Origin of the sequence: Flavobacterium enshiense (genome assembly GCF_022836875.1) — a bacterium.
GTDB lineage: Bacteria > Bacteroidota > Bacteroidia > Flavobacteriales > Flavobacteriaceae > Flavobacterium > Flavobacterium enshiense_A.
Genome location: NZ_CP090376.1, coordinates 2728475 through 2751384, shown reverse-complemented (window position 1 = coordinate 2751384; position 22910 = coordinate 2728475). Strand labels below are relative to the sequence as shown.

26 protein-coding genes are annotated in these 22910 nt (G+C 35.5%); 15 read left to right on the top strand and 11 right to left on the bottom strand.

Annotation, left to right across the window (positions count from 1 at the left end):
• Positions 1–48: 48 nt before the first annotated feature.
• From LZF87_RS12420 to LZF87_RS12385, 8 genes are all read right to left on the bottom strand, one after another.
• On the bottom strand, positions 49–576 hold the full coding sequence (locus tag LZF87_RS12420) for a hypothetical protein (protein ID WP_244339410.1): 528 nt from the start codon (positions 574–576) through the stop codon (positions 49–51).
• Positions 577–788: 212 nt separating this feature from the next.
• The gene (locus LZF87_RS12415; RefSeq protein WP_244339408.1) at positions 789–1286 is read right to left on the bottom strand and encodes a DUF1990 family protein; all 498 of its coding nucleotides are present in this window, start codon (positions 1284–1286) and stop codon (positions 789–791) included.
• Positions 1287–1830: 544 nt separating this feature from the next.
• Positions 1831–2163 (bottom strand): hypothetical protein, encoded by a 333-nt coding sequence (locus LZF87_RS12410; RefSeq protein ID WP_244339406.1) that lies wholly within the window; start codon positions 2161–2163, stop codon positions 1831–1833.
• An 800-nt stretch (positions 2164–2963) separates the two neighbouring features.
• Entirely contained in the window at positions 2964–3470 is a 507-nt protein-coding gene (locus LZF87_RS12405; protein ID WP_244339404.1) for a hypothetical protein, read from the bottom strand.
• Positions 3471–3664: 194 nt separating this feature from the next.
• Positions 3665–4153 carry a hypothetical protein gene (locus LZF87_RS12400; protein WP_244339402.1) on the bottom strand — a complete coding sequence of 163 codons (489 nt, stop codon included), beginning with the start codon at positions 4151–4153 and terminating at the stop codon, positions 3665–3667.
• Positions 4154–4324: 171 nt separating this feature from the next.
• Complete coding sequence (locus LZF87_RS12395; protein WP_244339400.1) at positions 4325–4747, bottom strand: hypothetical protein; 423 nt, start codon at positions 4745–4747, stop codon at positions 4325–4327.
• A gap of 204 nt (positions 4748–4951) precedes the next feature.
• Entirely contained in the window at positions 4952–5359 is a 408-nt protein-coding gene (locus LZF87_RS12390) for a hypothetical protein (RefSeq protein ID WP_244339398.1), read from the bottom strand.
• A 193-nt stretch (positions 5360–5552) separates the two neighbouring features.
• Complete coding sequence (locus tag LZF87_RS12385; protein WP_244339396.1) at positions 5553–6623, bottom strand: tyrosine-type recombinase/integrase; 1071 nt, start codon at positions 6621–6623, stop codon at positions 5553–5555.
• 166 nt (positions 6624–6789) lie between these two features.
• Between LZF87_RS12385 and nadC the strand changes: the two genes are divergently transcribed.
• The 4 genes from nadC to priA all read left to right on the top strand — a co-directional run bounded on the left by nadC (position 6790) and on the right by priA (position 12303).
• Positions 6790–7647, top strand: coding sequence for a carboxylating nicotinate-nucleotide diphosphorylase (gene nadC, locus LZF87_RS12380; RefSeq protein WP_244339394.1), 858 nt, complete (start codon positions 6790–6792; stop codon positions 7645–7647).
• 159 nt (positions 7648–7806) lie between these two features.
• The gene (locus tag LZF87_RS12375) at positions 7807–8760 is read left to right on the top strand and encodes a YihY/virulence factor BrkB family protein (RefSeq protein WP_244339392.1); all 954 of its coding nucleotides are present in this window, start codon (positions 7807–7809) and stop codon (positions 8758–8760) included.
• A complete protein-coding gene (locus LZF87_RS12370; protein WP_244339391.1) occupies positions 8757–9326 on the top strand; it encodes a chalcone isomerase family protein in 570 nt (189 codons plus the stop codon). Before LZF87_RS12375 ends, LZF87_RS12370 begins: the two co-directional genes overlap by 4 nt.
• 526 nt (positions 9327–9852) lie before the next feature.
• On the top strand, positions 9853–12303 hold the full coding sequence (priA, locus tag LZF87_RS12365; protein WP_244339390.1) for a replication restart helicase PriA: 2451 nt from the start codon (positions 9853–9855) through the stop codon (positions 12301–12303).
• Here the strand turns inward: priA and LZF87_RS12360 are convergent.
• Positions 12300–12998, bottom strand: a complete 699-nt coding sequence (locus LZF87_RS12360) for a LytR/AlgR family response regulator transcription factor (RefSeq protein ID WP_244339388.1) — start codon at positions 12996–12998, stop codon at positions 12300–12302. The genes priA and LZF87_RS12360 overlap by 4 nt on opposite strands.
• 172 nt (positions 12999–13170) lie before the next feature.
• Here LZF87_RS12360 and rpsF point away from each other — a divergent pair, with 172 nt between their 5' ends.
• The 8 genes from rpsF (at position 13171) to LZF87_RS12320 (ending at position 19113) form a co-directional block, all read left to right on the top strand.
• Positions 13171–13512 carry a 30S ribosomal protein S6 gene (rpsF, locus tag LZF87_RS12355; protein ID WP_023574916.1) on the top strand — a complete coding sequence of 114 codons (342 nt, stop codon included), beginning with the start codon at positions 13171–13173 and terminating at the stop codon, positions 13510–13512.
• A 5-nt stretch (positions 13513–13517) separates the two neighbouring features.
• Positions 13518–13814 carry a 30S ribosomal protein S18 gene (rpsR, locus tag LZF87_RS12350; protein WP_007138295.1) on the top strand — a complete coding sequence of 99 codons (297 nt, stop codon included), beginning with the start codon at positions 13518–13520 and terminating at the stop codon, positions 13812–13814.
• Positions 13815–13880: 66 nt separating this feature from the next.
• Positions 13881–14324, top strand: coding sequence for a 50S ribosomal protein L9 (rplI, locus tag LZF87_RS12345; RefSeq protein ID WP_244339386.1), 444 nt, complete (start codon positions 13881–13883; stop codon positions 14322–14324).
• A gap of 98 nt (positions 14325–14422) precedes the next feature.
• Positions 14423–14896 carry a DUF6495 family protein gene (locus tag LZF87_RS12340; RefSeq protein ID WP_244339384.1) on the top strand — a complete coding sequence of 158 codons (474 nt, stop codon included), beginning with the start codon at positions 14423–14425 and terminating at the stop codon, positions 14894–14896.
• A gap of 81 nt (positions 14897–14977) precedes the next feature.
• Positions 14978–16978 carry an NAD-dependent DNA ligase LigA gene (gene ligA / locus LZF87_RS12335; protein WP_244339382.1) on the top strand — a complete coding sequence of 667 codons (2001 nt, stop codon included), beginning with the start codon at positions 14978–14980 and terminating at the stop codon, positions 16976–16978.
• Positions 16971–17687 carry a hypothetical protein gene (locus LZF87_RS12330; RefSeq protein WP_244339380.1) on the top strand — a complete coding sequence of 239 codons (717 nt, stop codon included), beginning with the start codon at positions 16971–16973 and terminating at the stop codon, positions 17685–17687. Before ligA ends, LZF87_RS12330 begins: the two co-directional genes overlap by 8 nt.
• Positions 17677–18381, top strand: a complete 705-nt coding sequence (locus tag LZF87_RS12325; protein WP_244339378.1) for a lysoplasmalogenase family protein — start codon at positions 17677–17679, stop codon at positions 18379–18381. The genes LZF87_RS12330 and LZF87_RS12325 overlap by 11 nt, the downstream gene beginning before the upstream one ends.
• A gap of 33 nt (positions 18382–18414) precedes the next feature.
• Entirely contained in the window at positions 18415–19113 is a 699-nt protein-coding gene (locus LZF87_RS12320; RefSeq protein WP_244339376.1) for a hypothetical protein, read from the top strand.
• Here LZF87_RS12320 and LZF87_RS12315 read toward each other — a convergent pair.
• Positions 19084–20016 carry a bifunctional metallophosphatase/5'-nucleotidase gene (locus LZF87_RS12315; RefSeq protein ID WP_244339374.1) on the bottom strand — a complete coding sequence of 311 codons (933 nt, stop codon included), beginning with the start codon at positions 20014–20016 and terminating at the stop codon, positions 19084–19086. The two genes, LZF87_RS12320 and LZF87_RS12315, sit on opposite strands and share 30 nt — an antisense overlap.
• Before the next feature lie 11 nt (positions 20017–20027).
• Complete coding sequence (locus tag LZF87_RS12310; protein ID WP_244339372.1) at positions 20028–20810, bottom strand: 5'-nucleotidase C-terminal domain-containing protein; 783 nt, start codon at positions 20808–20810, stop codon at positions 20028–20030.
• A gap of 48 nt (positions 20811–20858) precedes the next feature.
• Between LZF87_RS12310 and LZF87_RS12305 the strand changes: the two genes are divergently transcribed.
• The 3 genes from LZF87_RS12305 to LZF87_RS12295 are packed head-to-tail and all read left to right on the top strand — an operon-like array spanning position 20859 to position 22791.
• Positions 20859–21377 carry a DUF6913 domain-containing protein gene (locus LZF87_RS12305; RefSeq protein WP_244339370.1) on the top strand — a complete coding sequence of 173 codons (519 nt, stop codon included), beginning with the start codon at positions 20859–20861 and terminating at the stop codon, positions 21375–21377.
• 2 nt (positions 21378–21379) lie between these two features.
• Positions 21380–22261 carry a 4-hydroxy-tetrahydrodipicolinate synthase gene (gene dapA / locus LZF87_RS12300; RefSeq protein WP_244339368.1) on the top strand — a complete coding sequence of 294 codons (882 nt, stop codon included), beginning with the start codon at positions 21380–21382 and terminating at the stop codon, positions 22259–22261.
• Positions 22262–22284: 23 nt separating this feature from the next.
• The gene (locus LZF87_RS12295) at positions 22285–22791 is read left to right on the top strand and encodes a ferritin (RefSeq protein WP_244339366.1); all 507 of its coding nucleotides are present in this window, start codon (positions 22285–22287) and stop codon (positions 22789–22791) included.
• The last annotated feature ends 119 nt before the right edge of the window (positions 22792–22910 follow it).

Here is a 22910-nt window from a genome sequence, read left to right as displayed (position 1 = left end):
ACCTAAAAGACTGAAAGAAAAAAGCCTCTTTCGGAGAAAGAAAAATATTCACTGACCATTACCGATAAACAATGACCTTAGCCATTTCATAAAACCGCTGTTGTGCGTTCGTTGTTTCTCATGATTAAGTTTCCAAAATCGCTTTCCTTTTCGAATACTGAAAATTTCAAATTCTGTAAACCTTTCTCCAACTCCAATAATTATTTGTAAATCATTAATATTCCATAACTCCGTTGGTCTTCCATATCCATCATCTTTCCATTCGTTTGGATTTCCAAAATATGTTTTCATGAGCTCCGAATATTTTTCATACGTTTTCCAAGGCTCACCGTTTTGTTCTTCAAATTCTACTGATTCGAGTTTGTTATTGTAGTTATTGTAATCATTTCTAATTACAGACACATTAAGTCTTTGTCCGCCTAAACATAATTTATTTCGCCACTTTAAGATGTATCCATTTCTACATATTTCAGGATTATCAATTTTGCGAAGTGTTTCAAAATCTTCAAACCATAATAAAGTGTTCCCAGAATCTTCAAAGTGTATTCCTTTATCTAAATTAAATGGTGTTTTCATCTTGCAGTTTTTTACAATGACGCACAACGTCCCTCCGGCTTTGTGGAGGTGGGGATTTTTGTCACTGACGTTTACAAATATACCGAAAAGATTGAAAGAAAAAACTTGAAGTGAAGTAAAGACTTTTGATGTCAGATCGTCCCATTATACACCAAAACCCCACTTGCACAAAACCGCTGTTATGTGACGGCTTTCCTTTTTTACATTTAATTTTATTGATTTTCTAATTGTTGTTTTACGTGCTTCAAAGCAGTTTTGGTGCAGAAAATTTGATAAGGAACTGAAAAAAATGGTCCAACTAATTTAGTCAAAATGTTTCCTGGTGTCGAGTAAGTTTTAATTTTAAAAATTAACTTGTCGTTAAGTTGCTCAATTGTAAAAGTTGAAACTCCTTTTTCAACGTGTCCTTCAAGTGTCTCGTAACTAAATCCTTTTTTATTGATTTGATCAATTATTTCATTTATTCTTACTCCAAAAATTATTTTTTGCGAAAATGACTTTATTGGTGGAATGTAAACTTGTTGCGCAATTGTGTCGTTTATTTCCATTTTCCTTTTCTCATCAGTCCATTGGGTTTTAAAGGTCATAATGTTGTCAGGAAAGATTTGATAATCGAAAAGGAAATTAAGATCTAGTTCGTCAAATTTTTTTGTCGTTTTAATACTTACGGTCGTAGTTTTTTCTTTTAATCGAGCTTTGTTATAGACCATCACTTTTTTGGTCTTTAAGAACTCAAGGTGTTGCTTGAACTTGTTTTTCTGGTCTGTCAGATAAATTCTCATTGTCTGTTCGTAAAAGTCAATATAATTCCAATCAAATTAATTATCCAATGTAGTCCAATTGCGAACATTAGATATACAAGCCAAACAAGTCCCGAACCGCCTGAACTGTTAAATTTCAAGTTGTAAAAGAATAGTCCACTATAAAGTCCTGCAATTATTAAATTTATAATTACAGTTTTTAGTCGGTTTTTACTTCTTACTGCTAATATACTAAGTGTCAGCCCAAAAATCAGGTAGCAAAAAAGTAGATATAAATTGTCTTCGCTCATTGTTTGCTCTAATTTTTTTTAAGCTGTCGCATAACGTCCCGCCGGCTTTAAGAAGTGGCGGATTTTTATTACTGATGTTTACAAATATACCGAAAAGATTGAAAGAAAAAGCCTCACTTCGGAGAAGAAAATATTCACTGACCATTACCGATAAATCCCTAAAACCGCCATTTCTTAAAACCGCTGTTATGTGCTGGCTTTAATTAAAAAGTTGCTTTTTTTCTGTTTTCCTCAGTTTGTTTTTCTATTCTATTTTTTTCTTCATAATTGTAGATAATATCCTTTTCATTAAGTTCTTTTCTAATTGAGAAAGGGTAGAAAATACTAATCAAACCAGCTACTGTTAAAAACATAAAAATAGTTTGAAGCCAAAGATTTTCCGATATGTATTTTATTAAGTAATTATCACTGTAATAATTCACTAAATAAAAAATTATAGAGATTGTAAATGCAATAGCGAAAACAAAAATTGTCCATTTTTTTCTTGAAACTGTTTCTTTGAAAGATAATTTATCTCTATAATATTTTTTGCTCATAACGTTTTCAAGTTTAAATATTTGACTGCAATTTTCACGCAAAGTTGGCCGCTTGCACATAACGTCCCGCCAGCTTGCTGCAGGTGGGGGATTGTTTTCCCAAAAGTATCAATTTAAGATTAAGTTTACAAACACAAAACCAACAATAAATTTAGCCCTAAAGCCCCACTTGCTGCAAACTGCTGTTATGCGACGTTGCTTATTTTCGTTTTAGATTTAGAAATTAGGGAAAATAGATGGAAAAAAACAAAAAGATGGATAAAATTAATCCCAATTACCCAATCATTAATCTCAGAACCTTTTGAACAGATTAAAAAAACATTGAAAATTTTGAAACTCAGCGTAGATTTTAAATCTCCTTCACTGTATAGAAAAAATGATAAATCAGGGCCTAATAGAAATTTGAAGCTAAAACCAAATAGCATTAATGAGAAAGCTTGAATGAGATTTGTAGCGCACAAATAATGGTATGCATATTTTTTGGTAATGTGAAAAACACAATAAATTGAAACAATAGAATTAATAATAAAAAAAATATATTTAAGAAAAATATTTCCCGAAATCATATCTGCAATTGCAAGAGCAATTATGGCCGCATTTACCAAAAGGATATAAGATAAAGTAAATTTATTCATCATGAAGGTTTAGTTTTTTGCGATGTCGCATAACGTCCCGCCGGCTTTATGCAGTGGCGGTTTTCCACTCACGGAACTTCACAAATATACCGAAAAATTTCACAAAACATTCCAAAAAATCCCAAGCCCCGCCATTGCTTAAAACCGCTGTTAACGGCTGGCTGTTTAGCAAGGTGACCAATATTCAAATGTTATTAGTTTTCCATTTTTTATTTCAAATCTTATTCCATTATCATATTCAGAATGTTGAATAATAAACGCACCGTTTGATTCGCTTCCTATAAGTTCAATAATTTGTTTACCAAATATTTCTACTAATTCATTCAATGTTGTTTCACAAGTTAATTTGTGTTTTTGGTAATGTAGAATTAAAGATTTGTCATTTTCAAAATCAACTTTATCTATAACATACTTTTCATTTTGATTTCCAGTAAATTTTACACTTCCGTAATCTAAACTATAATATGTTGCACCTTGTTCTTCACTAGAAAAATCACCGCATTCATAATTAGAAATGTATTCCTTTTTGGGGTTTCCAAGCTGTTCGATTATTTGATTTTTTGAAGAATATAAACTCAAACCTTTGAATTTTATTTCATCAAAATCCAAATTTTGTGCAAAACTTATTTTCGTAAAAAAAAGGATTATCAAAATGATTGCGTTTCTTTCCATATCGTTTTTTTCAGCTTGCCGTTAACGTCCCGCCGGCTTTGTGTCAGGCGGGGATTTTTGTTACTGACGTTTACAAATATACCGAAAAGTTAGAAAGAAAAAAGTTGAAAAGAAGCAAAGACTTTTGGTTCCAGATCGTTCCATTACACACCAAAACCCCGCTTGCACAAAACCGCTGTTATAAGCCGTTTTTATTATTTATACTGATAGAACACAACTCTTCCTTTATTTTCTGGTTTGTCAACACGGATTAACTTTTCTTCTGGGTAAACATCTAAAATTTTTAGAGTGTCTTGACAATCTATGATTTGATTTAGTTTTTCATCTAGTTTGATCATAAATCCCACACCAATGTTTTCTCTATCAATTGTGTCTAACTCAATTTGGTATTTTTGATAAAGCTCATTTTGTCCGTATTTATATTCGGTTATCTTGTCAAGTGTTCCATTTGAGTTTAATATGAAAGCATATTCTAAATCATGAAATTTCTTATCTACAACGAATGGATGAGTAATTTCATCACTGTTTGTTAACTCTTTTACATTGTCAAAATTTCCAATTGTTTTAGAACTAATGTCATGATTAAAAACAATGTATTTTGCAGTAATCATTGAATTTTCAGGTAATTTAGAGCAACTTACTATTAGTATTGTTAGAGCTAAAATATTTAGTGTTTTCATCATTAGAGGTTTCGTTTTTTTAAAATGGCTTATAACGTCCCGCCGGCTTCGCGCAGGTGGGGGATTGTTTTCCCAAAACTAACAATTTAAGATTAAGTTTACAAATACAAAACCAACATTAAATTTTGCCTTAAAGCCCCACTTGCTCGAAACCGCTGTTGTGTGTAGTGCTTTTTAATTTCTAACTATTGTTTTTTGTTTTTCTAGATCAATCCATTTTTGAATTAGTTGGTATTGTTTTGGTTCTTCTTTTGGATAGTTTTCTCCATTTTTATTCCAAATTTCCACACAATCAATAATTCCATTTGACAAATGAATAGAAACATCTGCTAAAATATTTAGTGATTCGTTTATTAATTCTAAACCATCAATCCTTTCAATTGGATTCCCATCAACATCTTTAGTCAAACAATTTGCTGTTGATATTTTGTGATTTGTAATATTTGGTTCTGCTTCAAAATTGATGAAAACTCCAACTCCTGTATGTTCTTGATTCCCTTCTTTTAGAAATGGAATTTGACAACGCAAGTTTTTTTCGTTTTCTAACCCGTCAAGTATTAAATCAAGTATATCAAGTATAAGTTGAGATTTTATCATTTGTTAATTAAGTATCGATTTCACATCGTTGAGCCAGCATTACACACAACGTCCCGCCGGCTTTGTGTCAGGCGGGGATTTTTATTACTGATGTTTACAAATATACCGAAAAGTCTGAAAGAAAAAAGTTGAAAAATAAGAGAGAAGTGCAAACACTGACCATTACCAATAAACACCCAAAACCCCGCTTGCACAAAACCGCTGTTAGGCGCTGCTTTTTGTTTCTAATATATCAAGTCTATCTATCCTCCAATAAATATATTCTCCAATAACTTTTTCGTCATTTGTTGGTAAATGTATTTCCATTATAATGTCGCCAAAATCGACCACAGTTGGATTTATAGAAACTATTTGACCGTAAGCCAAATAGGAACAAAGTCCTTTTTCCAATATTAGACTTTTTATTTTCTCTTTGTTTTCAGAAAAAATTACATTCCAATCTAATGGATAATCAAGTGAAGTAAATTCAACTAAGTAATCTTTTTGTTCTTCAAATTTTTCTCCCCAAAAAAAGGCTTCAATTTGCTTTCCGTTTTGTGTTGTAAAAGTTATTTTTCCTTCTAGTGGATCAAATAATTCAATTTTATCTACTCGTAAAGTATTGGTCATCATGTTTTTGAGTTTCGTTTAGTCAAGTTGCGCCTAACTCATGTATATACGCAGTCCCAGCCTAAATACATTTGTTTATAAATTCGTTTAAAATCAGGATGTTGCGAAAATATATTGTAAAAAATGCATTTCGTTTTTGTGAATATATTCAAAATATATTTTTTGCAAACTGATCGTTTTCAAATATAGAAAATAATTATAAGTTGTCAAGTGGACTAATGATTTTTCTGATAGTTTTATCGGAAACATGGGTGTAAACAAAAGTGGTCTTAATGTCATTGTGACCCAGTAGTTCTTGTATAAATCGAATGTCTGTCCCGTTTTCCAGTAAATGCGTGGCAAAACTGTGGCGTAAGCTGTGAATGCCCACTTTTTTGCAGATGTTGGCTTTCTTCAACGATTTCTTAAAAACTTCCTGCACAGCACGGGAACTGTATTGGCCGCCATATTGTCCTTCAAATAAATAAACTTTTGGTTTGTATTCAATATAGTAGGAGCGAAGCTGCTCGAGTACGCTATCGGGCAAATTTACAAAACGATCCTTTTTTCCTTTGCCCCGTTCTATATGCACCCGCATGTTTTTACTGTCTATGTTCGCTATTTTTAAGTTGATTATTTCGCTCAGTCGCAATCCCATGCCATAACAGAGCTTGAGCATGGTATTGTGTTTTAAATTTTCTGTGGCATCAAGAATTTTGCGCACTTCATGCATGTTGAGTGCTTTAGGCAGTTTGCTTTGTTTTTTTGGTCGCGGAATCTCCAGGAAAATCTTCTCCTGAAACAGAACTTTTTCATAGTAGAATTTTACTGCGTTGATTCTGCTGTGCAGCGTGTTTTCTGTTAATCGGAGATCATCAATGCAATAAATAAGATAGCTGCGAACTTCTTTCTCGCCGCATTCCCGGGCCGGATAATCTTTTAAAAAATAAAGGTATTGCGCAAACTCGTTCACATAGGATCGAATAGTATTCGGGCTGTAGCCTTTAAGTTTAAGTTGGTGTATCAAACGATCTATTTCATCACGATTACCATTTGAAATTTTCGACAGTACGCGTTTTCCAACGGTATACACCTCCGGCAGATTAAAAAGTGTTCTGTATTCAGCAGTATCAGGAACATACCACGCATGAAATGCAGAATTCCATTGCGCCCCTTTGAGTTTTTTTATCTGGTTCTTAAGGGCTTCAGTATATTCAAATCGGATGAAGATAACCTGCTTACCGTTATATTCTTCAGCAGAAAAAGTAAAAGGCGTAAAATCGTTCATAAGGCGTATAGTTAAGTAACAAATATAATAAAAGAGTAATTAAAATCTGACTTTTTATAAATTTGTTTTATGTTGAAAAAATGGCTGACAAATGCTGAAAAACTTGACGAAAATATTGCTGTGAGATTAAAAATATGTTTTACATTAGCAGTTAAATAGCACGATTATGATTTCAGAAGCTCAGTTTCAAAAAGAACTCGAAATAATAATAACAAATGCCATCAGGGAAGATGTAGGAGATGGCGATCACAGTTCTTTGGCCTGTATTCCGGCTTTGGCTACAGGAAAAGCGAAACTTTTGGTAAAAGACGAGGGTGTAATTGCAGGCGTTGAATTTGCCAAAATGGTGTTTCAGCATGTCGACCCGAATCTTGAAGTAGAAGTATTCATTAACGATGGTGCCCATGTGAAATATGGTGATGTCGTGTTCCATGTTTCAGGAAGTTCGCAATCAATTCTTAAAGCGGAACGTTTGGTTCTGAATGCTATGCAGCGGATGAGTGCGATTGCCACTAAAACCAAAGTGTTTGTTGGTTTATTGGAAGGAACTAAAACCAAAATTCTGGATACCCGAAAAACTACACCGGGAATTCGTGCCATCGAAAAATGGGCGGTTAAAATTGCCGGGGGTGAAAACCATCGTTTTGCTCTATATGATATGATCATGTTAAAGGATAATCATATTGATTTTGCAGGCGGAATCACCAAAGCCATTGAGAAAACGAACGCTTATCTTAAAGAACAGAACCTCGATTTAAAAATTATCGTGGAAGCCCGTAATCTTGACGAAGTGGCAGAAATTCTTCAAAGCGAAGGTGTTTACCGAATTTTGTTGGATAATTTCGATTTTGAAACTACCCGAAAAGCGGTGGAAATGATTGGAGATAAATGTTTAACAGAATCTTCCGGAGGAATAGATGAAACTACGGTACGGGAATTTGCAGAATGTGGAGTGGATTTTGTTTCATCCGGAGCACTAACCCATTCGATTTATAATTTAGATTTAAGTTTGAAAGCTCTATAGTGTATAAAACCATAGCCACACTTAAGCCGTATATAAGCCATACTTAAGCCGTACTTAAGCCGTACTTAAGCCATACATAGTCCATGTAAAGCCGTGTAAAAAATTATGTCAAATAGATGTAAAATCACTAACAACTAATTACTAACCCTTAACTAAAAAATGTCCAAAGAAATAGAAGAATATATCGAGAAAATTCCGGTGCTCAATAAGCTCATGGCTTTTTGCAAGAAAGTGACTGTTCCGGGTTTGGAAGGTACGTCCCTCTATGAAATATTGGAATTGTACGGAATCGGAATTGCTCAAGGTGCTTTTTCCTACCGTGCTGCTGCCATTGCTTTTAGCTTTTTCATGGCACTTTTTCCGTTTGCACTGTTTATTCTGAACCTGATTCCGTATATCCCATTGGAAGGTTTTCAGGAAGACTTTCTGCAATTCGTTGCCGACAGTGTGCCGCCAAACACCTATGAAGCTATAGAAGCAATTCTTAAGGATATTATGAATAACTCCTATAAGAGCTTACTTTCTTTTGGTATCCTTACAGCAATATTCTTGATGTCCAACGGATTAAATGCTGTTTTGGGCGGATTTCAGTCTTCTTATCATATTGAGATAAAAAGAGGTTATTTCCGTCAGTACGCCGTTGCTATTGGTTTGTCGCTGATTTTTACTTTCCTGCTGATTATAACTATATCTTCCATAGTAGTTTCCGAAGTTTTTATTCAGAAATTTTCAAACAGGTTCCAGTTGGATGATGCTTTACTGGTCCAATGGGCGCGAAACGCTTTCCTTTTGACAATGCTTTTTGTTGGAAGTTCCGTTTTGTTCAAATATGGAACCAGGGAAACGAAACAGATTCCTTTTTTTAATGCCGGAGCGATGTTAACAACCGTTTTGGTTATCGTGACTTCTTATGTTTTTGGAATTTATGTAGTGCGGTTTGCCAGCTACAACGAATTGTACGGGTCAATTGGTACGCTTCTTGTTTTAATGTTTTATATATGGATTAACTGTATGATTTTATTGTTGGGGTTCGAATTGAACGCAATAATCAATAATCATAAAAGAAAAAATACTATATTTAACGGAAACAAAAACAAAAAACAGCCATTATGAAAAAACAATTCTTAACCTTATTATTGGTAACCGTAGTTGGTTTATTTTCGGCAAAAGCCCAGACAACAGAAGTGGGCGGAGTTAAAGTAGCGCAAAAGGTAACGCTCGAAGGACAAAACTTAGTGCTCAATGGAGCCGGAATCCGTGAAAAAATGTGGATTGACTTATATGTGGGTGCTTTGTATCTTCCCAAAAAGAGTAATAATGCTGCTGAAATCATCAATAGTGCAGATGCGGGAGCAATAAAACTGACCATCATTTCCGGAATGATCACCAGCGAAAAAATGATCGATGCCGTAAACGAAGGATTTGAAAATTCAACCAATAAAAATACAGCACCTATAAAAGCTAAAATCGCCCAGTTTAAAGCTTGCTTTAAAGATGAAATTAAAAAAGGAGACGTGTTTGATATTGTGAACGTACCCGGAAAAGGCGTAGTAGTTTCCAAAAACGGAAAAGAAAAAGGGGTTATCGATGGTGCTGATTTCAAAAAAGCGTTATTCGGAATCTGGTTGTCAGGAAAACCGGCCGATAAAAATCTTAAAGAAAAGATGCTAGGCAAATAATCCTTTTCTAAACTATAAATCAAAGCAGACTGCCTGAAAGAAAGCGTATGCTGTCTGAAAGAAAATGCCTTATCTGTCATTCCGACGCAGGAGGAATCTTAAAATCAATGTTTTTAACATTATGAGATTCCTCCTGTCGTCGGAATGACAGTTTTTTAGAACACCTCTTTTTTTTTGTTTTTGGAGCGATTGGTCTGGGCTTCATTGGTTTCTATGATCCTGCTTCCAGAAAGCTTTCGGGACGCTCTATCTTTTTATCGGGTCATGGAGGCTCTCGAAATGCCCCGATAAAAAGGATGCCACTCCTCCCGATAACCATCGGGACAGGGCTAAGAGATAAACTTTAAAACCTTTTGGAGCGTTCGGGAATAAATCCTTTTCATGCCTTAAAGTCAAAACCGAAACACAGATATCACAGATGCAAACAACACAGATTTTCACGCATTTAATAATCCTTAATCCATAATTCCTAATTCGTAATTCGTAATTCGTAATTCGTCTTATATTTGTAACTCAAAAGAAATCTATGCCGCATTTTGTCGAAGTCGTTTTGCCGTTAGCCTTGCCCAAGACCTTTACCTATCTGGTTTCGGAAGCCGAGTACCACTACATAAAAAAGGGTATGCGTGTGGCAGTACCATTCGGTAAAAGTAAAATCTACACGGCTTTGGTTATCGATTTACATCAGAATGCACCAACACTTTATCAGGCAAAGGAAATCCATCAGATATTAGACGAAACTCCGGTTGTCAACGAACATCAAATCGAGCATTGGCAGTGGATTGCAAACTATTATATGTGCTCAATAGGTGAAGTATTTAAAAGTGCCCTGCCGTCCGGATTTCTTTTGGAAAGTGAAACCATCATTTCCGCAAAAAAAGAAGCGGAGATTGACGATAAGAAACTTTCGGACAGTGAGTATCTCATCTATCAGGCCCTGCAACAGCAATCGGCTTTAAAAGTAGAAGACATCGTCTCTATTCTCGGGAAGAAAAACGTGTTCCCTGTTTTAAATACGATGCTGGCAAAAAACGTATTGGTGCTCCAGGACGAAGTTGCTGAGAAGTACAAGCCCAAACTAACGCGTTACATTCGTTTACAGGAAGAATTTTTACAGCAGGAACAATTATCGGAACTAATGGAAATCCTATCCCGCGCCCAAAAGCAGCGCGAACTGGTAATGCATTATTTTCAGTTGCAGGCGAAAGAGAGAAAACCGGTTTCGGCGAAGCAGTTGCTGGAAATTTCAGGGAGTACTTCGGCAGTAGTAAAATCATTGGTGGATAAGGGTATTTTCGAAGAATATTATATAGCCGAAGACCGGGTTTCGTTTGAAAAAGAAGAAGAGTCCGGTTTTCAGTTGAGTCTTTCGCAGCAAAAAGCCTTTGATGAAATAAAAGAATGTTTCGAACAGCATGCGGTTACCTTATTGCATGGCGTGACAGCTTCGGGTAAAACCGAAATTTACATCAAATTAATTGAAGAAATTATAAGTCAAGGGAAGCAGGTTTTGTATTTGCTTCCTGAAATAGCATTAACCACACAGCTGGTAACAAGGCTAACGGCTTATTTTGGAAATCAGGTGGCTGTTTTTCATTCAAAATATTCCAATAACGAAAGGATAGAGGTGTGGAATCAGGTGCTTCAAAATTCTGAAAAAGCTAAGATTGTCATCGGGGCGCGTTCAGCGTTGTTTTTGCCATTCTCCAATTTGGGACTGATTGTCATAGACGAAGAACACGAACAGACTTTCAAACAATTCGATCCTGCGCCACGCTATCATGCCCGTGATGCGGCTATCGTTCTCGCATCACAGCACAAAGCCAAAGTATTGCTGGGTTCTGCGACGCCGAGTCTGGAAACCTATCACAATGTAAAGGCAAAAAAATACGGATTGGTAGAACTTTTTGAACGCTTTGGGAATGTTGTCCTGCCTCAAATCTATCTGGTTGATTTAAAAGACAAGTATAAACGGAAGAAAATGAACGGGCATTTCAGCGATGATTTGCTGGAAGCGATGACGGAATCTTTGTCTAAAGGCGAACAGGTGATCCTGTTTCAGAATCGTCGCGGTTATTCCCCTTTCGTGGAATGTATGACGTGCGGACACGTTCCGCAATGTCCCAGCTGCGATGTGAGTCTGACGTATTACAAATTCAAAAACCAATTGCGTTGTCATTACTGCGGCCATTCGATTGCAAATCCAACACATTGTCATGCTTGTCAGTCGGTGGATTTGTCTACGAAAGGTTTTGGTACGGAGCAGATTGAAATCGAGTTGAAAACACTGTTTCCGGAAAAAACTATCGGAAGAATGGATCAGGATACCACAAGAGGCAAATTCGGATACGAGAAAATTATTGATTCGTTTAAGAATCAGGAAATAGATGTTTTGGTGGGGACACAAATGCTGGCCAAAGGATTGCATTTCGATAATGTAACGTTGGTAGGTGTGATGAATGCCGATAATATGCTGAACCAGCCGGATTTCCGTTCACACGAGCGTGCCTATCAGATGATGATGCAGGTGTCGGGACGAGCGGGAAGGAGTGAGAAATCCGGAAAAGTGATGATTCAGACCTATAATCCGTACCACAATATCATTCAGCAGGTAACGCACAACGATTACAATGGTATGTATAATGAGCTGGTGTATGAGCGTCATAATTTTAAATATCCACCGTATTACCGTTTGGTAAAACTAACATTAAAGCATCGGGATTTTGATAAGCTGAAAGAAGGTTCGTTGTGGTTGTATAACGTTTTGGTGCAGCAGCTTCAAATTCCTGTTTTGGGGCCGGAAGAACCAGCTATAAGTCGGATCCGAAACGAATATATCCGTACAATCCTGATTAAGATTCCGAATCAGAACCATTTGGGGCAAACAAAAAAAACTATCCAGCGCGTGCTGAATAGTTTTGAGGCAATTGTTCAATATCGAGCTATAAAAGTTACAATTAACGTCGATAATTATTAACCGTTTTCAATAGCTTTTACCAGGTCTTCTTTTTTGTTACGGCTCAACGGAATTTTATTCGTGCCGATTTCTGCAAATTTGCTGTTGAATTTTTCAATTTTATCAATGTTTACAATAAAGGATTTGTGAACACGGATAAATTTTTCTTTGGGTAATTCGTTTTCAAAGGCTTTCATGGTTGATAGAACCAGGTGGTTGTCTTCTTCGGTAATTACTTTAACGTAATCGCCGTAAGCTTCTATCCATTTGATTCGTGAAATGTAAATTTTCAGTTTTTTCAGGTTGCTCTTGATAAAGATGTGTGGGCTTTCTTCTTCACCGCCGTTTTCTTTACTTAACGAGATCATGCTAATGGCTTTTTTTACTGCCTGGGCAAAGCGTTCTCGTGTAATTGGTTTGTGAAGGTAATCCGTCGCGGCATAATCAAATGCTTTTACCGCATACTCGGCCTTGGAGGTAATGAAAATTACCTGTGGTTTTGCTTTTAAACCGTCCAGTAGGTCAAAACCATTTATGACAGGCATTTCGATGTCTAAAAAAACCAAATCCACATTCTTGTTTGTGATACAGTTTTTGGCTTCCACAGCATTAGAAAATTCGCCTACAAGCTCCAGATTTGGGTTGTCGTTTACCAGTTTGGTAATTGTCAATCTTTGGATGCTACTATCATCAACTACTATACAATTTATTTTCATAAGCTTAGTGGTTAAGAATTATTATCGAAATAAAAATAATTAAATTGTTTCAATATCCAAAGGAAATATGTGAAAAAGTTGCATTTCGTCTAAAATACCTAAAATGGTATTGCGGGTTAAATATAAATCGCTATTTTTGCACCCAATTTTATAACAAATAAATATTTTTACTATGAATCATTATGAAACTGTTTTCATCTTGAATCCCGTTTTATCTGAACAACAGGTAAAGGAAACAGTTAGCAAGTTTGAAGATTTTCTTACTTCTAAAGGAGCAGAGATGGTATCAAAAGAGGATTGGGGCTTAAAGAAAATGGCTTACGAAATCCAACACAAGAAAAGTGGTTTTTACCATTTGTTCGAATTCAAAGTATCTGGAGAGATTTTAATCGCTTTGGAAACTGAATTCAGACGTGACGAAAGAGTTATGCGTTTCTTAACTGTAAGTTTAGACAAACACGCGGTAGCTTGGGCAGAAAGAAGAAGAGCAAAATTAAAAGCAGCTAAAGCATAATTATTATGGCAACTTTACAACAATCCGCTTCAGGAAAAAAAGACGGAGATATCAGATATCTAACGCCTTTAAATATAGAAACTAACAAAACTAAAAAGTATTGTCGTTTCAAAAAATCTGGAATCAAATATATCGATTATAAAGATGCAGATTTCTTATTGAAATTCGTTAACGAGCAAGGGAAAATTCTTCCTCGTCGTTTAACAGGAACTTCATTAAAATACCAAAGAAAAGTGTCTGTAGCTGTTAAGAGAGCTCGTCACTTAGCTTTAATGCCATACGTGGCCGATTTATTAAAATAATTAAAAATTACAGTTGTTGGTTTCCGATCAAATGGAACCTAACTTCTAAAATATAAGGACAACAACATGGAACTTATTTTAAAACAAGACGTTCAGAATTTAGGATTTAAAGATGATGTAGTATCTGTAAAACCAGGTTACGGTCGTAACTTCTTAATCCCTCAAGGTTTTGCTATTTTAGCTACGCCTTCTGCTAAAAAAGTTTTGGCTGAAAACCTAAAACAAAAAGCACACAAAGAGGCTAAAATTGTTGCTGATGCAAAAGCTATCGGTGAGGCTTTAAAAGCTTTAGATATCAAAATTATTGCTAAAGCTGGTGGTGAGAAATTATTCGGATCAGTTACTAATGCTGACATCGCTCAAATTTTAGAGAAAAACGGTCAATCTATCGACAAAAAATTCATCACTTCAGGTATCGTTAAACGTACTGGTAAATACACTGCTTCAGTTCGTTTACACCGTGATGTAATAGTTGAATTAGCTTACGAAATTATCGCTGAACAAGCTTAATTTTTGAAAAGATAAATAGAAAAGTCCCGATGTAAATCGGGACTTTTTTTATAAATTTATAACTTTAGATTTCCCGATTCAAACACTTCGGATTCAAAATGAAATATACACGTCTTACAAAGGAACAACTGGAAGAACTGCATCCGGAATTTATTAACTTTCTGGCCTCACAGTCTATTGACAAAAGTGAATGGGATACCATCAAGAATAAAACACCGGAAGTGGCTGAACAGGAAATTGATGTTTTCTCTGATTTGATTTGGGAAGGGGTTTTGGGTAATGCGAAGTATCTGGAGCATTATTCTAAAAATTATATTTTCCTTTTCCACTGTACGGAGATTCATATGATGACGATTATTATTCGTTCCCTGATACCGGAAGTGGATCTGCTTAAAAAAGAGGGTTTGCAATGGTTGAGCGATAATTTGTTTACAGATAATGTTGAAATTCAGCGTGGTCAAAAAGTTTTTGCAGATGATCGTAACATGGAAATCTTCAATTTGATTCAGCAGGGAGCTATTTTTACACAAGGGGAATTGTTTGAACAGATGAACGGCATTTTAGAGCAATAGTTTTACTCTTTTAAAAAAGGATATTCGAAAAATTGGTTTAAATTAGTTGCATAAAACTAATCTTGCCAATTTTTCTTTTTTATGGATGTTTTGCAGACGATTCAAGCCCTACGGGATGAACTTAATCAGCATAATTACAATTATTATGTATTGGATAATCCCACGATTTCCGATTATGATTTTGATATAAAACTCAAAGAACTTCAGGTACTTGAAGCAAAACACCCCGAATATTTTGATGAAAATTCACCTACCCAAAGAGTAGGGGGAGCCATCACGAAAAACTTCGAAACTGTCCAGCATGAATACCGCATGTATTCACTGGATAACTCGTATTCCAAAGAAGATTTACTGGATTGGGAGAAACGTGCCCGTAAGATTTTAGGCGATGCACCGCTTGAATATACCTGCGAGCTTAAATATGATGGTGCATCTATCAATATTTCCTATGAAAACGGAAAACTGAAAAGAGCAGTCACTAGAGGGGACGGATTTCAGGGAGATGATGTAACCAATAATATTAAAACCATAAAAGCGGTCCCGATTAAACTGAAAGGCGATTTTCCGCAGAAGTTTGACATCCGCGGAGAAATCATATTGCCTTTTGCCGGTTTTGAAAAAATGAACCAGGAGCTGATTGAAATTGGCGAAACTCCATATGCAAATCCTAGAAACACGGCTTCAGGAAGTTTAAAATTACAAGACAGTGGCGAGGTGGCTAAACGACCGTTGGATTGTTTGCTGTATTCTTTGGTTGGAAATAATTTGCCAATCGCTACTCATTACGAAGGACTGGAAAAAGCCCGTCAGTGGGGTTTTAAAGTGCCAACTCAATCCCGTTTGGCTAAAAATATGGATGAGGTTCTTGAATTCATTAACCATTGGGACAAACACCGCCATGAAATGCCTTATGAAACTGATGGGGTTGTGGTGAAGATAAACGATTTGCATCAACAGGATGAATTAGGATATACGGCAAAATCACCGCGTTGGGCTATTGCCTATAAATTTAAAGCAGAACAAGTTTCAACCCGTTTAAATTCGATTTCCTATCAGGTAGGACGAACAGGGGCAATTACACCGGTTGCCAATTTGGAACCCGTTCAGTTGGCAGGAACCGTGGTGAAAAGAGCTTCGCTTCATAATGCTGATCAGATTGAAAAACTTGATATTCGTATTGGTGACGAAGTTTTTGTGGAAAAAGGAGGCGAGATCATTCCGAAAATTGTTGCGGTTGATTTGAATAAACGCCCCCAGAATTCGGAAGTCACAAATTATATAACACATTGTCCGGAATGCCAGACTCCGTTAGAACGTAAAGAAGGAGAGGCAAATCACTATTGTCCGAATTATTACGGCTGCCCACCTCAGATCATAGGCCGTATTCAGCATTTCATTTCCCGTAAGGCCATGGATATTGAAGGTTTGGGAGGGGAAACGGTAGCCTTACTTTATAATAATGATTTGGTTACCAATTATGCGGATTTATACGAGCTGAAAAAAGAGCAGATTATTCCGCTGGAACGTATGGCTGAAAAATCGGCCGACAATATGGTAAAGGGGATTGAAAATTCGAAAAACATTCCTTTTGAACGTGTTTTATACGCTTTGGGAATTCGTTATGTGGGAGAAACGGTCGCAAAAAAATTGGCAAAACATTATAAATCCATTGATGCAATTGCTTCTGCTTCATTAACAGAGCTGATTTTAGTCGACGAAATAGGTGAAAAAATCGCCCAAAGTGTGGTTGAATTTTTTGATAATCTAGAAAATAGGGCTATTATTGACAGGCTGAAAAGTTACGGCGTTCAACTTGAAGTATTGGCAACGGCTGATACGACAATCTCAGATCTTCTTTCAGGCAAAACCTTTGTGGTTTCAGGTGTTTTCGAAAAGTTTTCACGTGATGATTTAAAGAAAGCTATCGAAGATAACGGTGGAAAAGTTGGGAGCTCCATTTCGGCTAAAACCCATTTTGTGGTTGCTGGGGACAACATGGGGCCAGCAAAACTTGAAAAAGCAAATCAGTTGAATATTCCGATCATCAGCGAGGATGATTTTATAAAAATGATAAATGAATAAAAGCACACCAGCTTTACTGTTATATTTTGCAGCATCACTGATGTATGTTTTGTCAATTGCTTTTCAATGGGATGATACATTTGCGCTTTTATTTAAGCCAATGATTTTTCCGGCCATTTATTTTTATTATTGGCAAGAAAGCAAATCAAAGCCTCAACTAATGTCGTCATTGATTTTGTTGCTTTTTTTTGTAGGTGACATGATTATTCTTGTTGACAGTAAAAATCTTCTTATTCCGTTAATTTTATCGAATCTTTTTGCTTATTCGATACTGACTTTCAGCGTTACCGGAGATTTGCTTAAAATTAAGAATCCTGAAATTTCGAATTTGAAAATCTTGACCGTTTTTACAGTTATAACGATTTTGGTAAGTTTACTTTATTTTGCAATGTCGCTCGTTTTTAATGCTTCAGGTTCCAATTTCAGTTTGATGATGGTTTATGGGATAGTATTAATGTTGTTGAGTATTACTATTTTAATTTACTATGTTCTTAAAAGTGATACGGCAAGTTTTTTTGTTTTGATGACAATAATTTGTTTTATCATAAGTGATTTGTTTCATATACTTTACAATTATTACGAGCACTTTCAAGTGTTTATAAATATCAATGTTTGTTGCCAGGTTATTTCTTTTTATTTTCTGGTAAAATATTTTTTGCACCAAAGCAGTTATACAAGTCAATTGAATTATGAAGAGGATGATGAATAAGCCAGCTTTACTTTTGTATTTTATTGCTTGCGCCGTTTTTATGTTATCAGTAATTCTTAATAATACAGAGTTGATGCTGATTTCAAAACCTGTTATTGTACCGGCCATTGTGTTTTATTATTTGCAGGAAAAAAAGATGATAGTGAATTGGGTTTACATGGCTATTGTCAGTTTGTTTTTCGCTTGTGATATGATTACGCTTATTGATCCTCATAATTTTTTTCCGTTAATTATATCGCTCTTTCTTTTGGGGTATCTTATTTATTTCAAAGGAATTTTTGATGATTTTATAAGGATACGATATCATTTTGTCAATAGGACCCACCTGCTTGTTTTGCTGATTTGTATTTTTTTGCTTGTTTTTTTACAGGTTAGCTTAATGGATATTGTGATGGCTTCCAGAATGGAATATGTTTGGTTACTAGTGATTTATGGAGTTGTTTTGGTGTTAATTGGTTTTATTTCATCATGGAACTATATTATGCTTCCGTCACGATATACGACCTTTATGTTGTTGGCGAGTTTGTCATTTATAATTTCTGATGTTTTTTACGTTCTTAAAAAAGATTATTTTGAAATAGAGATTTTGGAGTATGTGAATAACTTAGCTCAGGTTTTGTCATATTATTATTTAACCAAGTACTATCTGATGAAAAAAAGCAGACAAAGAAATCGTAATAATAGCTATATTTAGAAACTAAGCAATAGAATAGGAATGGATTTCTAAATGGAAAAAGATAAATTAACAAAAGGACTAGCGCTAGCTTATATGGTTATAAGCTTAATTTTGGTTTATGCTGAATATTTCAAGTATTCTCCTTTGTTATATGTTTTTAAACCATTGCTGATGCCTATATTGGTTTTGATGTATATTAGAACCGAAACTAAAATAAATCGTTATTTCGTATTATCCCTTTTCTTTATTTGGCTTGCAAATATTTGTTTTATAAATGCTGGTAAAACAATGTTTGTTGTGGGGGCTTTCAATACTTTTTTAAGCAGGTTCTTTGTATTTCTTTTGCTGATAAAAAAATTCAGGTTTCCATCATCGACACCATTTATAATTGGAACATTGCCTTTTTTGATGTTGTCGATAACCGTTCTTGAACTTATAAGTGATAGTTTAGGTCAGGCATACATCTTCTTTATAATTAACGGAGCGCTGGTAATAGCGATAGGTGGTTTGGTTATGGCTAACTATTTTATCTACACCGACAGAGTGAATACATATATCCTGATAAGTGTTATCATTGCGACTTTTATGCAGTTTTTAGTGGCGGTTGATTTTTATTATGTTTCAATTCCGATTTTCAGACCTATGATAATTGCTGCTTTCTCTGTTTCGCAGTATATTTTTTATCGTAGCGTGCTGATGATGAAAAGTCCTAAGAAACAACTAAACTATAATGCTTCTGCCGGAATTTGATGTTGCTTTGTTCTTTTTGTCGAAATAAAAATCAATCCTTCCTAAATTAAGTCCGTAACAGCCTACCTGATTGATCAGAACTTCTTTTCCTTCAATGTTTTTTTCAATCACCGGTTTGTCAAGAAAAGTATGAGTATGACCGCCGATGATTAAGTCGATATCTTTTGTTTTTTGCGCAACAGTTACATCACAGACTTTTTCGGGATTATTGGGATACTTATAACCTAAGTGTGATAAGCAGATAATCAGGTCACAGTTGTTTTCCTGTTTCAGGATGCGCGTCATATCTTGGGCGATTTCTACTGGGTTGTTATAAATAGTTTCTTTGTAAAGTTGTTTATTCACCAATCCCTGTAATTCAATCCCTAGTCCGAAAATGCCAATCTTGATTCCGTCTTTATGCAGGATTTTATATGGTTTTACAAGACCGTTCAGAATGGTGTTTTTAAAATCATAATTGGCAGAAACAAAGTCAAATTTTGCATGAGGCAGTTGAGCGTAAAAACCATCTAAACCATTATCGAAATCGTGGTTGCCCATAGTGGCGACATCATATTGAAGCATACTCATTAATCTGAATTCCAACTCGCCACCATAGTAATTGAAATAAGGGGTTCCCTGAAAAATATCACCTGCGTCAAGCAGAAGTACATTTTCTTCTTCTTTTCGTATTTTTTCTATGATCGCAGCTCTTCTTGCCACGCCTCCCAGATTTGGATTTTTTGGATCAGTGACGGGAAAAGGGTCGATGTGGCTGTGAACATCATTGGTGTGAAGTATGGTCAGTTTTTTGGTTTTAACCGATATCAAATCCGGGGTATCGAAACTGCTCAATGATAATCCTCCCAAGGTTAACAGTGCTGAACTTGCTACGGTATTTTTTAAAAAAGCTCTTCTTTTCATCGTACAATTTTTTATTCCTGGATAATTCTTTTTGAGGTAATTACTGGGATTGTATCTACTTTTTTGAAGTAATCGATCATCAAATGCCTTAGTTTGTAGTTCATATCATGTGATTTCTCCGATTTCTTAAAGAAATTCATGTTGTCTCCGCCGCTTGACAAATAATCAGATGTAACCACATAATATGTTTTAGAATCTTCAAGAGGCTTTTCGTTTACAGTCAAAGATTTAACTGTCATGGAGTTTTTATCTGCAACAATTTTCAATCCATTAAGAGGATGTGGTTTTTTCTCTTTCAAGATATAGTTGGCCATTTCGCGGATTTCGGTTCCTTTGAGTTCAACAATCACTACGCTGTTATCAAAAGGCATTATTTCATAAGCAGTTCGGATTGTTACATCTCCTTTTGGTAAAACGGCACGGATACCGCCATGGTTCAAAAGACAGATATCGATGTTTTTATTTTCACGGGATTCAAAAATGGGATTTACCATTTCAACAGTCATGTCTGCCATCAGATTTCCGATGGTCGTTTGCCATTCTCCTTTGCTTTTGTCTAACGTTTCCGGGGCATACGCCAAAACACTGTCAAGTTCCTTGTCGATATGTTCGCGGTAGGGTTTTATAAAATTGTCAATCGCTGCTACTTCGCCGGTCTGCTCGGTAATGGCAATTTGTTTTCCTTCAATTTTGGAATTATAGTATTTGTTTCCACCACAGGAAATCAACAAAAAAACCGAAAAAGCTGTAATAAATAATGTGCTAAAACGGTAATACTTTCTTAACTTTACCATCCGTAATGTGTCTTAGTTAGTTTAATACGTATTTTAAGTAAAATTACTATGTTTTTAAGATTTATGAAGGATTTTGTGATTAAAAATTTGATTAAAAAATCCTTGTTAAATTATAAGCCGGATGTTATTCAGGAAAAAATACAGACTGTCGGATTACTTATTGACGAGAGTTATTTTACAAAAGAAAGTGAACTGATTGAGGGACTCGTTGCCGGAGGTATTCCTCGGAACGCGATTGATGTTTTGATATATAAGGATCAGGTTAAAAAAAAGGAAACTTTTGAAAATCCTTTTTTCTCCAGAAGAAATGTTTCATTTAAAGGGGAATTTCAAAAAAAAGAAGTATCTGATTTTATTCAGAAACCGGTTGATATGCTGATCAGCTATTATGATGTCGAAAAACCGATACTTAAATTGGTTACGTTACAGTCAAAAGCGGGGTTTAAGGTTGGATTTTCCACAATAGATAAACGACTGAACAGTTTTATGATAGGAACCGAGGCGGAAAAACATCAGGAATTTGTTTCCGAGTTATTCAAATATTTAAAAATTTTAAACAAAGTATAAAAATGCAATCATTTATGGGAACGGGTGTTGCTTTGGTAACCCCATTTAAAAAGGATTTTTCTGTTGACGTAGAAGCGCTTAAAAGAATCGTAAATTATGTTATTGACGGAGGTGTGGAATATTTGGTTGTTCTGGGAACCACTGCCGAATCAGCAACCCTTAGTTCTGAAGAAAAAGAATTGGTTATCAGTACCATTAAAGAGGCTAACAACGGAAGATTGCCGTTGGTTTTAGGTGTTGGAGGAAATAATACAGCGAAAGTGGTTGAGGAGTTAAAGACTAGAGATTTTTCAGGTTTTTCGGCTTTACTTTCAGTTTCTCCATATTATAATAAGCCTACCCAGGAAGGGATTTATCAGCATTTCAAGATGGTTGCAGAAGCTTCTCCGCTGCCTGTAATTTTGTATAATGTGCCTGGAAGAACTGCGAGTAATATGTTGCCTTCAACGGTAATGCGTCTGGCGAATGATTTTAAAAATGTTATCGGGATTAAAGAAGCGGCGGGAGATATTGTTCAGGCGATGAAACTAATTCAGGATAAACCTAAGGATTTCCTTGTGATTTCTGGAGACGACATGATTACACTTCCTATGGTTTTGGCCGGTGGGGCAGGTGTTATCTCGGTTATCGGAGAAGGTTTTCCGAAAGAATTCTCAGAGATGGTTCGTTTGGGATTACAGAGAAAAGTAGACGAAGCTTATAAATTGCATTATTTATTGGCTGACAGTATTGATATGATTTTTGAACAGGGAAATCCTGGAGGGATAAAAGAAATTTTCAAATCGTTAGGCTTGTCGGAGAACACATTGCGTTTACCGTTGGTGAACGTTAACGAAGATTTAGCAAATCGACTTGATGCTTTTGTAAAGAAAATTGTAAATTAGCAAAACATTAAAACCGTACAGCTATGTTATCTAAAACTATTCAGGAGGCGATTAATAAACAGATTAAGGTAGAGGCAGATTCTTCACAAATTTATTTGGCAATGGCGTCTTGGGCTGAAGTTCAGGGCTTTGAAGGTATTTCTGCATTTATGTACAAACAGTCAGATGAAGAGCGTATGCACATGCTTAAATTGGTGAAGTATGCCAATCAGCGTGGTGGAGAAGCGGAAATCCCGGCGGTACTACATCCGGTGTTAGATTGTTCATCATTTAAAGCACTGTTTACACAATTGTATGAGCATGAGGTTATGGTTTCAACGAGCATTAACGAATTAGTACATGTTTCGTTGGAAGAGCGCGATTATGCAACGCATAATTTCTTACAATGGTATGTTTCAGAACAAATAGAAGAAGAAGCAACGGCTCGAACGATTTTGGATAAAATAAACCTGATTGGTGATGATAAGGGTGGTTTGTATCTGTTTGATAATGATATGAAAAGTTTTAGCGGTAACGGAAACGGAGCTTAATAAGTATAATAAAACGCTTTGAAAAAGCGTTTGCCTAAAGATGCCTTTAAACCGGCATCTTTCGTTTTTTTAAGCGTAAAAAAAAAAGATTTTGTTATCAATAATTAATAATTAACTTT